At 51.2% G+C, this 12,182-nt stretch carries 15 protein-coding genes and 3 pseudogenes; all 18 read right to left on the bottom strand.

What is annotated here, in order from left to right:
• Window positions 1–338 precede the first annotated feature (338 nt).
• Window positions 339–764 carry a hypothetical protein gene (locus J3348_RS06215; RefSeq protein WP_055155944.1) on the bottom strand — a complete coding sequence of 142 codons (426 nt, stop codon included), beginning with the start codon at window positions 762–764 and terminating at the stop codon, window positions 339–341.
• Window positions 765–806: 42 nt separating this feature from the next.
• The gene (locus J3348_RS06210) at window positions 807–1,004 is read right to left on the bottom strand and encodes a helix-turn-helix domain-containing protein (RefSeq protein WP_005921293.1); all 198 of its coding nucleotides are present in this window, start codon (window positions 1,002–1,004) and stop codon (window positions 807–809) included.
• Window positions 982–1,482 (bottom strand): sigma-70 family RNA polymerase sigma factor, encoded by a 501-nt coding sequence (locus tag J3348_RS06205; protein WP_207698564.1) that lies wholly within the window; start codon window positions 1,480–1,482, stop codon window positions 982–984. Before J3348_RS06205 ends, J3348_RS06210 begins: the two co-directional genes overlap by 23 nt.
• Window positions 1,483–1,598: 116 nt before the next feature.
• Window positions 1,599–2,303 (bottom strand): zf-HC2 domain-containing protein, encoded by a 705-nt coding sequence (locus tag J3348_RS06200; RefSeq protein ID WP_207698563.1) that lies wholly within the window; start codon window positions 2,301–2,303, stop codon window positions 1,599–1,601.
• Window positions 2,296–2,808 (bottom strand): RNA polymerase sigma factor, encoded by a 513-nt coding sequence (locus tag J3348_RS06195; RefSeq protein WP_003533443.1) that lies wholly within the window; start codon window positions 2,806–2,808, stop codon window positions 2,296–2,298. Before J3348_RS06195 ends, J3348_RS06200 begins: the two co-directional genes overlap by 8 nt.
• A gap of 257 nt (window positions 2,809–3,065) precedes the next feature.
• Window positions 3,066–3,194, bottom strand: a pseudogene (locus J3348_RS06190) (Maff2 family protein); the annotation flags it as partial.
• A 135-nt stretch (window positions 3,195–3,329) separates the two neighbouring features.
• Window positions 3,330–3,422, bottom strand: a pseudogene (locus tag J3348_RS14460) (Maff2 family protein); the annotation flags it as partial.
• A 90-nt stretch (window positions 3,423–3,512) separates the two neighbouring features.
• The gene (locus tag J3348_RS06180) at window positions 3,513–5,129 is read right to left on the bottom strand and encodes a recombinase family protein (RefSeq protein ID WP_207698561.1); all 1,617 of its coding nucleotides are present in this window, start codon (window positions 5,127–5,129) and stop codon (window positions 3,513–3,515) included.
• 111 nt (window positions 5,130–5,240) lie between these two features.
• On the bottom strand, window positions 5,241–5,429 hold the full coding sequence (locus J3348_RS06175; protein ID WP_020995296.1) for a transposon-encoded TnpW family protein: 189 nt from the start codon (window positions 5,427–5,429) through the stop codon (window positions 5,241–5,243).
• Between the two features lie 14 nt (window positions 5,430–5,443).
• A complete protein-coding gene (locus tag J3348_RS06170) occupies window positions 5,444–6,286 on the bottom strand; it encodes an ATP-binding protein (RefSeq protein ID WP_207698560.1) in 843 nt (280 codons plus the stop codon).
• Window positions 6,283–7,041: a phage replisome organizer N-terminal domain-containing protein gene (locus J3348_RS06165; RefSeq protein WP_102268111.1), complete on the bottom strand. Its 759-nt coding sequence runs from the start codon at window positions 7,039–7,041 to the stop codon at window positions 6,283–6,285. The genes J3348_RS06170 and J3348_RS06165 overlap by 4 nt, the downstream gene beginning before the upstream one ends.
• A gap of 111 nt (window positions 7,042–7,152) precedes the next feature.
• A complete protein-coding gene (locus J3348_RS06160; RefSeq protein ID WP_102268109.1) occupies window positions 7,153–7,539 on the bottom strand; it encodes a cysteine-rich VLP domain-containing protein in 387 nt (128 codons plus the stop codon).
• A complete protein-coding gene (locus J3348_RS06155; RefSeq protein WP_102268107.1) occupies window positions 7,529–9,157 on the bottom strand; it encodes a relaxase/mobilization nuclease domain-containing protein in 1,629 nt (542 codons plus the stop codon). Before J3348_RS06155 ends, J3348_RS06160 begins: the two co-directional genes overlap by 11 nt.
• The gene (gene mobC, locus J3348_RS06150) at window positions 9,129–9,527 is read right to left on the bottom strand and encodes a plasmid mobilization relaxosome protein MobC (protein ID WP_102268105.1); all 399 of its coding nucleotides are present in this window, start codon (window positions 9,525–9,527) and stop codon (window positions 9,129–9,131) included. The genes J3348_RS06155 and mobC overlap by 29 nt, the downstream gene beginning before the upstream one ends.
• A gap of 583 nt (window positions 9,528–10,110) precedes the next feature.
• Window positions 10,111–10,323 (bottom strand): helix-turn-helix domain-containing protein, encoded by a 213-nt coding sequence (locus J3348_RS06145; RefSeq protein WP_002586615.1) that lies wholly within the window; start codon window positions 10,321–10,323, stop codon window positions 10,111–10,113.
• Complete coding sequence (locus J3348_RS06140; protein WP_002586616.1) at window positions 10,316–10,738, bottom strand: sigma-70 family RNA polymerase sigma factor; 423 nt, start codon at window positions 10,736–10,738, stop codon at window positions 10,316–10,318. Before J3348_RS06140 ends, J3348_RS06145 begins: the two co-directional genes overlap by 8 nt.
• Window positions 10,739–10,909: 171 nt before the next feature.
• Window positions 10,910–11,677, bottom strand: a complete 768-nt coding sequence (locus tag J3348_RS06135; protein WP_002586626.1) for a class I SAM-dependent methyltransferase — start codon at window positions 11,675–11,677, stop codon at window positions 10,910–10,912.
• A gap of 50 nt (window positions 11,678–11,727) precedes the next feature.
• Window positions 11,728–12,182: pseudogene (locus tag J3348_RS06130) on the bottom strand (tetracycline resistance ribosomal protection protein Tet(W)); the annotation flags it as partial.

The raw sequence follows: 12,182 nt of genomic DNA, 5'->3' as shown, positions 1-12,182 counted from the left end.
TTTTGGCACCGTGGTAGAATCTTGCTCTAAAAAACTACCGCTTTCCTCTGCGGCTCTGGTTTGCGGATATACTGGCTTGCTCCACCAATATAGCGATTGCGGCGGCGTGTTCTGCCCGCTGTTCACCACTACAACGGTGAAAAGGGGTCGTTTTGGCAAACGCAGCGGAAATTTTTTTGTTTTCCCTGTCTGCTCCCTACAACAATCCGGCGGTGTGGTTTGCCAAAGATTTTTGAAAATGGGCGCAAAAAAAGCAGTAAACCTTTTCAAGATTTACTGCTTATCTGCCGCTGTGATGGGCGGCGGTATTAAATTGTCAGCCGTTTTTCAAATGGAATTTATCTGCAATCGCTTTCTTTCTGCTTTCCAATTCCTTTTCTGTAATCTTCCATAATCCTAACGCAATGATCTGCTATCTTTTGCATTCCGAGTTCTTCAAAAAAGGCAATTTGTATTTTCATCAGTTCTTCACAAACAGTCAACTTCTGCTCATCCATATTGCTAATAGCAAGCCATGGGAACGCTTTATATTTCTTAGTGTCCCCAATGAGAAAATTGTACCCTATCAACTCATTTTCACGGAAAACGAAATAGAATTGTGGGCCTGAACCTGGAACTGACTTTTCCATAATTTGCTGCATTGTTCTCACGCCGCCGTATGCCGGAAAAAAACCTATTCGCTCAAGAGCATTTAATATGTCAATCCTTTTATCTGTGGGTATGTCTCTATAATTGATAATCTGTTCCATTTGCTCTACCCTCATTGAAGTTTAATTTGTCAGGCTCTAATTATACAACTTTTCTGTTTAGCGGTCAAAGCGGAACTTCAACAGGCTTTCTATCAGTTGCCTGACGATATGCTCCTGCATATCCGTGTTAATCTGTCCGTCCATTTTCGCACAAGAGCGGACATATCCCGCATAATGGGATAAGACGGCGGCAACAGCTTCCGGGTCGCCCTCGCTTGCCTTAACGATTGTCTCATAGGGAAGTAGCTGGCTCATAGGACAAACCCTCCAACTCTGCCCGTAGCCGCCGTAAAATCATCTGAATACGCCGCCCGGTTGTGTTGCCAGCCCGTCCATATCTCCGTCCAATCGCCCTATGCGTCAATCGTTGGAAGTAGTACAAGAAAATGATTTCCTGTTCCATCTGTGATAGTGCGGACAGGGCTGCGGCAAGCTCTGGACTTTCCAAAAGCACCATCTGACCACAGACGAAAAGCGGATAGCTGGTCATGCCGGATTGCTCCGCAAAGTATTTTTCTGTGGTACTGAATGGATAGTGTTTTTCTTCTATCAGATATTCAAGCGAGATTTCCCGCTTGCGGCGGCTCCGTATGCTCCGGGCTGCGTCTATGGCAGCGTGGCGAATAACAGTCTTGCAAAAGGCATCGTGTGTATGCCGGATATGTTCTTGATACTTTTCGTGTTCGGTCATGGAAAATCCCCCTTTCTGAATAATGGCAGAGGGCGGCAGCATCTTGTGCTGTCGCCCTCTTGATTACCGAACAGCAAAGACGGGCGGGGCTGTCAACGGCGGCGCATTTGCGCCGTTCATCTTGACCGTTGACAGGCTCGGCTGGGTTTGCTATCTGCTCACGGCAATTCACTCTCATTGATAGGAATTGCCTCAAGTTCCGTATTCAAATTGTTCCAATAAGAGCCGATATCCGCACTTGTGAAATACTTAAAACCGCCTGCTGATGACTTCAATTCGCCGTTTTTAACCCCATAGCAGGAGTAAATCAAATCGTAGCTTGTTCCATCTGAGAGGTTAAATCTAAAGCTGGTCACATCTGCTCCGGCAGTTTCCTCAGTCGTTTTGTCTTTTAGGGATAAGCCCTTGAACTTATCATACAGGGTCTTTATATCATTTTCAGCAACAACTACTTTCTTTTCTGCTGATGCAGGCACTCCGTCATAGTGGTACATTTCAACGTTTTCGACATCTTCAACCTCAAATGGGAAGTCGATTTTGACAGGCTCATAAGCAATGTTTATAGGTAACAGAAAGAGAGCTGTAAAAATTGCAATGATACAAAGAGCGATGGAAATGAGAACAGCAATCGTTATCTTTTTTCTGCCTCTCTGCTTTTCTTTTGCCTCATGGCGCATAATAACGCTTTCGCTTTCTTCGTGAAGAACATCTTCGCTCGTGTGAGAAAGCAATTTCTGATAAATTGCGTTACAGTCAGCACAGGCGTTCAAATGCTCTTTTACCATCTCTGCGCTTGCTTCGCTGCAAGCACCGTCAACATACAGCGGAAGAATATCTCGAACAATATCGCATTGTTTACTCATGCTTTTCATCCATCCTTTCTTGAATTTTTAGCTTTGCACGATGATAAGTAACTCTCGCCCATGATTCTGTTTTTCCAAAAATTGCAGCGATTTGTGAAAAAGATAGTTCCCCGAATACGCGAAGCTGAAAGACTTCTTTGTATGGTTCTTCCAAACGGTGAAGAACGAGGTGTATGCGGAACGCCATGTCAGAATCTGCAACTGAGTTCTCAACATTTTCATTTGATGGCAAGTCATTGATTTCACTCACATCAGCTACTCGCTGACGGCTTCGCATTTCATCATGGTAAAGGTTTTTTGCTATGGAGCAGAGCCATGTCAATTCATCTGACTTACCTTTGAATTGTGATGTTGTAGAAACAGCCTTATAGAATGTGTTCTGCGTGATTTCCTCTGCTATCTCACGATTTTTGGCAAGAGAAATAGTATACGAGTATACCTGTAAATAGTAGGCTTTATAGAGCTTTTCATAGTCCATACTTGTCATCACCTCCTTCAGCTTCATAGGTTAGACGGAGAAATCGGAATTTCGTTACAAAGAAGTTTGAAATTTTTATACCTTTACGCTACTCTTGCTTTGTGCGGACTATTGGTAGACGCGCATTAACGGCAAGTAAAGAGATTGCTGTGTCAGCTTGATATGTTCAAATGCTAATTAAGTATAGCATACAGCTATGAATTTTTCTATTGCGTTCCCCTGACTTCGGAATAGTGGCAGGGCTGGCTATCCTTGTTTTGCTTTGTGCTTCTCTACCGTACATGAGCATTGGCAGAGGGGTTATCGCCGCCGTAACCTTCCATGAGGTTCACGGCACCCCACACACCCAGACCAGCGCCCAGAGCCACGACCAGAGTTTTCAGAACGTCCACTGCGCTGTTAAAGAATTCCATAGTAAAATCTCCTTTGGTTTGAAAAAAGCGACCCTGTACACACCTGAAATCCATTTGTTAAAGCGCCATAAGCTGCGGCGAGAGTTAATTTACTGGTGTACTTATGGATCAAACTGTGTTTATTGCGAGAGCGAATTAGCCGAACAGACCGGACAGCAGGGGCACCAGAGTGATACCGATCAGGGCAACGCCGCCGCCAGCCATCAGCTGCTTCATACCCTGACTCTTTATTGATGTGCGATAAAGAAGTAATAGAAGTGTAAAAAATTTTGCCGTTCCTATCCGGCACTTGGCCATTGTGTCGGATAGGTCGGGCGGTTATTCTGGCAAGTCAATCTTGCCGACAAAGCTGTAATAAATCTCAATATCCTGCCTGCGGGTGCCGTTCTCGTCATAGCTGCACTCATGCACGACGATTTTCTCAATCATTTCCCGCAAGAGGGTGGGGGTAAGTTCCTCAAAGGCAAGGTGCTTTCGGACAATCCCCATAAACTTTTCCGCGTTGACGGTGGCGGCCTGCGACTTGTCCAGTTCCTCCTGCAAAGCGGCGGCGCGGTCTTTCAGTTCCCGCTGCTCCTGCTCATAGTCTGCCGACAGTTCCATGAAACGCTCGTCGCTGATTTTGCCGTTCACATTGTCCTCATACAGCCGCTTGATTATGCGGCTCACTTCGGAAATGCGCTCCTGCGCCTGTTCAAGCTGCTTCGTGGCTGCGGCGGTCTTTCTCTTGCCGCCGATCTCGTTCTGCTGGATAAGCAGCTTCACAAAGCGGCTCTCATGCTTGGCGGCGTATTCGGTCACCTGCCGGAGATTGGAGAGGACACCGGCGGTCAACAGGTCGGTGCGGATAAAGTGCGCCGTACAGTCGCGGGTGCGCTTCTTGTAACTGCCGCAGATGTAACAGTCCTGCTTGCGGTTCTTGTTCTGATACCGCTGCTGGTACATCACATGGCCGCAGTCGGCGCAGAACAGCATACCGGAGAACAGCCCCACTTCATCATAGCGGTTCGGGCGTTTGCGCTGCTTGCGTAACTCCTGCACGCGCTCCCATGTTTCCGTGTCGATAATCGGCTCATGGTGGTTTGGGAAAATGGCCTGCTTCTCGATGGGGTTCTCTACGCTGTGCTTGACCTTGTAAGAGGGCTTCTCCGTCTTGAAGTTTACCAGACAGCCGGTGTACTCCCGGTTTTCGAGGATATGAACAACGGTGTTTGTCGCCCACTTGCACTCATAGCCGGGGTGGTAGCGGCGGGTGCTGCCCGTCCTGCGGTATTCCAGCGTCCCCGGCGTGGGGATTTGCTGCTCCGTAAGCATACGGGCAATCTTGGTCGGGCCGTTCCCGGCAAGGCAAAGCTGGTATATCTGCTTGACTACCGGCGCGGTTTCCTCGTCAACGATATAGTTCTCGTCCTCGTCCATGAGGTAGCCATATACCGGCTTGCTGGTAACGGGCTTGCCGCTCATGCCTTTTGCTCTCTTAACTGCCTTGATTTTTTTGCTCGTATCTCTCACCAGCCATTCGTTGAACAGATTTCGCAGAGGGGTAAAATCGTTGTCCATGCCGCCGTTTGCGCTGTCCACATTGTCGTTGACAGCGATAAAACGCACTCCCTTTTGGGGGAACAGCATTTCCGTGTAAAATCCCACCTGCAAGTAGTTTCGCCCTAACCGGCTCATGTCCTTGACGATGACCGTACCCACTTTCCCGGCTTCAATGTCTGCAAGCATGGCTTGAAAACCGGGCCTTTGAAAGTTCGCGCCGGAATAGCCGTCGTCGGTGTACCAGCGCAGGTTGGTAAAGCCATTCTGTTTTGCAAAGGTTTCGAGTATCCGTTTTTGGTTCGATATGGAATTACTCTCGCCTTGCAATTCGTCCTCATGGGACAATCGCGGATAAAGGGCGGTAATGAGGTTTTGGGTGGCTTGTCTTAACATAAAATCCTCCGTTTCCGACAGCCAGCCCCACTATTCCGTGGTTTCATTGTACCACGGAACAGGGCTGGTTGTATAGCGGCAAAAGTGTCAAATCCGCTTCTTTACAGCTTGTCAAATCGCCGGTTTTTGTGTAGCAGCGGCTTCCGCTTCCAGTACCCGCGCCATTTTGTCGGCGGCGGTGGTGGTAGTGTCTTTCTTGAAATAGCCGGACACGACAAGGACGGAATTGCCCATGCGGATTTCCGTCACGCAGTCGGGGCGGCGGGCGGTGCGGGTGTCGTGCTGCTTGTTATCTGCCATAGGCAATACTCCTTTCAGTCGGTAATCAGTTTCTTCATGCTCTCCATTTTCCGCTGCGCGGTTTCCTGCCGGAAGTTGTCGCCGGTAAAGCGTACCGGGACGCACATGGAAAGCAGGCGGTCATAAATCCGGGAATGGGCGGTGTCCTCCGGGTTCCGCAGGTCGTCCAGCGTGAGGTTGGTCGTGACGATCAGCGGCTTGCCGCTGCGGTAACGGCTGTCAATCACATTGAAAACCTGTTCCAGCCCGTACTCGGTTCCGCGCTCCATGCCGAAGTCGTCAATGATAAGCAGCGGATAGCGGCAAAGGCGGGAAATGTACTCGTTGCGCCCCTCAAAGCTGGCGGCAAGGTCACCCAGGATAAGGGCAAAATTCGTCATGTGGACGGGGATTTCTTTCTCCATGAGGGCGTTCGCGATACAGCCCGCAAGGTAGCTTTTCCCGGTTCCCACGCCGCCCCAGAACAGGCAGCCGATATTGTCGGCTCGCATATCCTCCCAGTGTTCCACATACCGGCGGGCAATCCCGGCCTGCGGGTTCCTGCCGTTGTCGTTCTCAAAAGTCCAGTCCCGCATAGTGGGGTCGGTAAAGCCCCGGCGTTTCAGTTCTTCCACGGTGTCAAGGTGCCTGCGCCGTTTCTCGGCGGCCTCCCGTTCCTCGCGGGCGGCTCTCTGACAGTCGCACTCTGCCGGGTGGCGGTCGCGGCCAAAAATAGCGGCCTTATCCGGCGTAAAATAGGCTTCTTTCGGCTTGCGGCACTTGCCGCAGTACAGTAAACCGTCCTCGCCGGTGTAGTCCTCCGGCTCCGGGGTGGTGGCCGTCATATTCTCCAAAACAGCGTTGATTTCGTTCTTCATAAACTCTCGCCCTCCTTGCATGAGTAGTCTGGTATGCCCTTTTTCGGGGCTTTCTTGGCTGCGTCCTCCTGCGCCCATTTGTAGATTGTGGCGGCATGGCTCTTGTATCGCTTGCCGCTGGACGCGATATGGCAGGATAGCCGGTCAATGTAGTAGTTCCATTTGTCGGGCAGGTCTGCTTTCAGCCCGTCCAGTTCTGATTGCGAAAGAAAGACATTTCCATACCGGCCATAGGCGGCGCGGGCGGTCTGTCCCGTATCTAACTCTCGCTCTCTCTCTTTTTCTATCTCTATCTCTTTCTCTATCTCTATCTCTGGTGGACAAATGTCCGCTTGATATGGTGGACATTTGTCCGCCCCGGCCTTTGGCAAGGCTTTCTGCTCCTGCAAAGCCAGCCTTGCCCGCCGTTTCCGCTCCCCCTCGGTAGAGGATTGGCCGATAAGCAGTTCAATGTTGCTCATATACAGCGCACCGTTCTGTAACGGCTCCACAAGCCCCAGCTTCATAAAAATCTGCAAGGCTCGTTCTACGGTGCCGACTTGCTGGCGGGTAATGGTGGCAATCATCTGCGCGGTGTAGGGGATATTTTCATCAAGCTGCAACTTCCCGCCGTTTTTCAGCGATTTCAAGTACAATTTCAAGAGAATGTTGGAATAGAGGATGCCGTCCTGCATACTTTCCAGCAGCACGATAGCGTCCTCGTCAAAGTAATTCTCTTTCAGCTTGAGGTAGTAGTATTTTCGGTTGTCTGACATGGTTCCTCCTTTGGGTGGATTTGGAGCGTTTGTACGCATTTAGAACGCCGTTTCCGGGGAAAAGGATAAATGTATCGCGCACCCTTTGACACCCACGAAAAAAGCCTTGATTTATGCGGGTTTGAAAGGCTCTAAAGCGTGACATTTATGCCTTTGTTTCCGCTTTCGCTCGGCAGCTTTGATTTTCTTCATGCGCCCGGCGCAGCTGGGGCAGTATTTCCCCCGGTTGGATTTGGGGGCAAAGGCCGCGCCGCAGACGGCGCAGCGTTTCCGGCTCCCCCGGTACAAGAGGGCTGCGGCCAGCTCCCCGTCAAGGGGCAGGACAGCCACACGGAACCACCGGCACATGAGGGAAAGGGAAATGCTCTGGACGCACACGCAAGGCTCCCCGTCGTCTAACAGCAGGCAGTTCCCCCCGTCGTAGTTACAGCACTCATGCACCAGCCGCCGCGCCCGCCGGTGCTGGCGGTAGTCCATGCGGGGCAGGTTATCGCTCATGGCTCTGCTCCTTTCTGCGGTGGGGTTCCTCCCGGCGCAAAATCTGGTCGATATTCCGCTTGACGGTCTGCAACTCCGTGTACCGCTGTTTCTGTTCGTGATAGGTGTTATACAGGCCGTCTTTCTCGGAGATAAGCTGCTCGATCTCGGCCTGCAACGCTTTCCGGGCGGGCAGCTTGGTAATGCCATGCGCCTTGAAATACCGGGCGGCGGCTTCGGCTATAATAAAATCGCTCTCATTTGCCTGCCGGTAGGCGGTGCGGGCTTTCTCGGATTTCTGCGCCCGCAGCCCCTCGCGGGTGGGCTTGGTCTTAGCGTAGGCAAGTACCTGTTGCTGCAACTCCTTTTTCCCTTGTAGCTTGGTTTCCAGCGTTTTCAGCTTGCCGCTGGTCTGGCGCATTTCCTGATAGGCGGTATCAACGGCGGCTTCTAACTGCTCCGGGGAAGTGAAACCGTATTCCTGATACACATTCAGCGTCGCGGCCATTTGTTTGAGGTTGTGCATGGTCGCCCAGCGTTCATAGCCCCGGCCTTTGCCCTCGGCTTTCTTCTGCTCAATGTCCACAAGCCGCTGCACACCGTCTTGTTTCGGGGCGGTTTGAGGGGCTTTTGTGGGCTGTATGCCAGCTTTCCCACGCCGGGGGTATTCGTCGGGTATGGCCGCGGCCTTTTCTGCGGCTCTGGCGGCGTTCTGCTCCAAAACGGCAAGGACAGCGGCGCGGTCAAAGTCGTCGCCCAATTTTCGGGCGGTAATGGGCTTTGTCCTGTCCGGCGTGAGATAGGACAGCCGCCCCCGGCTCTCCTTGACGGCCACGCCCTCCCGCAGCAGCAGAGAGGAAAAGTCCTCGAATGAGGTCGCCGCAGATAGCGCGGCGCGTATGGTCTGCCGCAGCTTCTCTTTGTTCGTTTCAAACTTGGTCTGCCGGGGCGTGATACCGCCTGCAATCATGGGGGCGTTCTGCTTGTCCAGCGCGGCCTGTCCCTTTTTCTGCGCCCAATACTCCCGGTCTGTGACGCGGTTCTTGCTGCCGTTCAAGAGGTCAATTTGGTAAAGCCCCTCCCGGTGGCACATCTCCATGACTTCGGACTTGAAGTAGCGCAAGGCCGCGTCGGTACAGCGGTGCTTGCACCCGGCTTTCGTGTCGGCTGGCCTGTCCATGTAGGGCAGGAACGGGACTTCCTCTATCCGCAGCGAATTGATAACGATATGCACATGGATATTGCCGCTGTGGTTATGCCCGTCCGGGTGGGTGCATACAAGGGCTTGGTGGCCGGGGAAATGCTCGGCGCAAAACTTCTCGCCCAATTCCTGCGCCCGGTCTACGGTCAGGCCGTTGTCCGGGCCGTCCCGTGGGTCAAAGCTGATGATATAGTGGTGACTTTTCACATCTTCCCGCCGTTGGTTTTTCTCATAGCGGAGATTTGCCCGCATACAGGCAACGGCAAAATCCTCCCCGCCGCAGTTCAGCGTGGACAGCCGGTAGTCCTCGCGGGGGATAAGCCTGCCGGTTTCATCAAGGACGGGCTTCATGGTAAACTCGTCATGCTCAAAAAGCAGGTATTGTTCGGCGGCTCCGTAGTCGGCGTTTTTAGAGTTGATATGCTTGAGTGTTGCCAACCGCGTCACCTACTTTCTGTAAGACTTCATACTTGAGGGCGGCAAGGTCGGCTATGGCGGCGCGTACCTCGCCGGACAGCGCATTGTAGGGTACGCCGTACTCGTTCAGATACCGGGCAATCTGGTTGAGGTTGCCGCCGATCCTGCCGTACTCGGCTGTGAGTTTCCCGACAGCGGAAAGCAGCTCGTCATTGACCGCCGACACATGGATAATTGGGCGTATGGCGGTGCGCCGTATCGCCTGCCGGAGAAATTCGGACTGGCTGATACCATAGGGCGCAAGCCGCGCTGTGAAGTCGGCGTATTCATCTTCGGACAGCCGGGTTTTCACAACGCGGCTGCGGTGGGGCGTGTTGTATCGCTTCGGCATGGGCTGTAAACCTCCTTTCACTTATCACAAAAAATAGGCTGGTCTGTTAGGTATTTCCGGGGCAGTTCTCGCAAAAAAACGGCCTGCCGAACGGAAATCTTTTTGCGGCGCAAGCCGCCATAGCAGGGTTTGGGGAAGGCACTCCCCAACAAGTTTCCCGCGAGGGACAAAACCGCAGAATTGCGGATTTTGGCACCGTGGTAGAAACTTGCTCTCCGTGACTGCAAACTTTCTCTCACTTCCGTCCGCCACTTTTTTGGAAAACTGCAACCACAAAAGTTTGTTTCTCTTTTTCTGCTACTACTAATCCTGTAAAGGGCATTCCTGCCCGCTTTCGCTAAAATGACACCGGACGCAGTGGTTTCTACCCGGTGTTGGAGAAATCCTTTCTCTTTGCCCTCTACTACGGGTAAATGCTCCAAATGCCAAACACCAGGGCAGAAAAATTCCCTCCTCGCTTACTACTACAACCGGCAGGGGGCAAAATGGCCGGGAGCGGAGCCGGACAACAAAAAAAGCAGTAAATCTTTTTCAAGACTTACTGCTTTCGCTGGCCGCGTCGGTGGCGGCTGGTATTCAGTTTTTATGACTTGTCCGGTGGTTCGTCAAGCCGGAACTTGAATTGACAGTCAATTAACCGCTGCTTTACATAGTCCTCCACCTCGGCGTTGACCTGCCCGTTCACTTTTGAGAAATAGCGGATATATCCGGCGTAGTGGAGCAGGACAGCGTTCACGGCTTCTGGGTCGCCCTCACGGGCTTTGAGGATTGTTTCATAGGGGAGAAGTCTACTCATACCGGCTCACCCCCATTTCTTCGCGTAGCCGCTGCAAGGCAAGCTGGATATGCCGCCCCGCTGTGCTGCGTGACCGGCCAATACACGCGCCGATCACGCGCTGCGGCTGGCGCAGAAAGTAATAGCGCAGGATTTCTTCCCGCGTCTGCTCCGGCAAAACAGAGATCGCGTCGGCAAGGGCGGCGTTGCAGAGCAGGACGGTCTGACCGCAGACGGTAAATGGGTATTCCTCGTCCGGCTCCGACGCGGCAAACTGGACAAACTTCTCGTTCATCAGATAGTCAAGGGAAACTTGCCGTTCCCATTGCCGTTTAAGCTTCAAAATCTTGTCCAAGGCGGCACAGCGGATAACAGTCTTGCAAAAGGCGTTGTACCTGCGCTGGATATATTCTTGATAGGCTATCTGGTCGGTCATGGAAATTCCCCTTTCTGAATAATAGTGCGGGGCGGTGGCACTTCTTGCTGTCGCCCCTTGATTGCCTACCAGCAAAGGCGGGCGGGGCTGTCAACGGCTGCGCATATGCGCCGTTCATCTTGACCGTTGACTGGCTCGGCTGGGTTTGCTATTTACCCGACAAACTTGAATTTATTTTAAGCTATCACGTTTTACCTTCTTAAGCCTTACTATCATTACCATAGGAATTTCTTTGTTGGTTTTAAAACATTCTTCATAAAATCCATCAATGACAAATCCAGCTCTAAAACAAAGGTTAAAAATATCTTGTATGGAACGATGATAATAAATCTGCTCTTTCGGTTGCCCTTCAATCGCTATATCATAGTAACTGTGCGGTGTCATATATTTTTCAGTCAACGTGACAAAACAAGGGTGTTGCGTTGCAAAGACAAAAATTCCGCTTTCCTGCAACAGTTCATAAACAGCCATAAGAAGTGGTTCAATATCCGTAATATCCATAATTGCCATATTAGAAACTGCTTTCGTAAAGGCTCGATTTCTTTTTAATTCTAATATACTTTTTCTATCGGTCGCATCCGCCACACAAAATTCAATTTGTTTTGCATATTGTGATTGCCGTCTTTTAGCCAATTCTATCATTTTTTTGCTGTAATCAAAAGCGACAACCGAAGCGCCTCTTTGTGCAAGATACGAAGAATAATTTCCATTGCCACACGCAATATCCAAAATGTAATCCGCAGGATTAGGAGATAGAAGTTCCGTTACTTTGGGACGCACTACCTCTCTGTGAAATTCATTAGATTCGTCACCCATTGCATTATCCCAAAATTGTGCGTTCTCCTCCCAGATTTTTTTACTTTCCTCTGTTCCCATGTTCTCTCCCACTCCCCAAATTTGCTTTTTTGCTTCCATTAAATCTTCCTTACTATATTCCATTGTTACCCTCCATAACTTCTGATTGTTGCCGTCTTGACGATTATGTATCTTTACATTACCTTCTGAAACATATGGCGCACCTTGTCCAGGCGGCTGTTTGGACGGCGGGGCTGGATGACCGGCTGACCGACAGCGGCCTGATATCCTTTCAGCTCTGTAAGGCATACGCTCCGCCCGTTGGTGTAAAAGGCCAGATCAGTACGGTATGCCTGTATACAGCGGGCGGGAATCTCGCCAGTAAAGACAACTTCATCCTTTTTTACCTGGGCCGTTTCGATGGTGGCACAGTATTTCGGTGCATCATGATAAGCCCTGGAAAGGTATTCCTGGGGCGCATAGAGGATGAAGGAGAGATAAGGTTCCAGCAGCTGCGTCCCCGATTCCTTCAATGCCTGTTCCAATACAATCGGGGCCAATGAGCGGAAGTCCGCCGGCGTGCTGACCGGACTGTAATAAAGCCCGTATTCAAAGCAAATCTTACAGTCCGTTACGTTCCAGCCGAACA

This window comes from Faecalibacterium sp. Marseille-Q4896, assembly GCF_017377615.1.
Lineage (GTDB): Bacteria > Bacillota > Clostridia > Oscillospirales > Ruminococcaceae > Faecalibacterium > Faecalibacterium taiwanense.
This window is presented reverse-complemented; position numbering and strand designations above follow the sequence as displayed.